Source organism: Deltaproteobacteria bacterium (genome assembly GCA_005879795.1).
Classification (GTDB): Bacteria; Desulfobacterota; Binatia; order DP-6; family DP-6; genus DP-6.
The window spans coordinates 1-326 of the sequence record VBKJ01000236.1 but is presented as its reverse complement, the minus strand read 5'-3'; the positions used below and the strand labels follow the sequence as shown (position 1 = coordinate 326).

The 326-nt window shown below is 72.4% G+C and carries 1 protein-coding gene; it reads left to right on the top strand.

All coding sequences use genetic code 11. The features are described 5' to 3' along the window. A partial coding sequence (locus E6J59_19470) for a hypothetical protein (GenBank protein ID TMB16126.1) occupies positions 1-326 on the top strand: 326 nt, incomplete at both ends.

The following is a 326-nucleotide window of genomic DNA, read 5'->3' as shown; positions in this document are numbered from 1 at the left end:
TTCGAGGACGTGCTGCGCTTCGCGGAGGCCTACGGTCTCGCGCTCAACCCCGGCCCGTTCGCCGACAGCAAGAAGGCCTGCTGCGGCTTCTTCTTCGCGCGGGAGAAGGGGCGAGGTGCCGCGTACCACGACGGCGTGTATCGCGCCCGCTGGCTCGAAGCCGGGGACATCGGGCAGGAGGAGACGCTGGCCGAGATCGCCGAGCGCGCCGGGCTCGCCCGCGCCGAGCTCCTCGCCGCCCTGCGGGAGGCCCGCTACGAGGCGGCGCTCGAGCGGAGCAACGAGGATGCCCGGGCGGACGGGGTCTTCGGCTTCCCCTTCTTCAT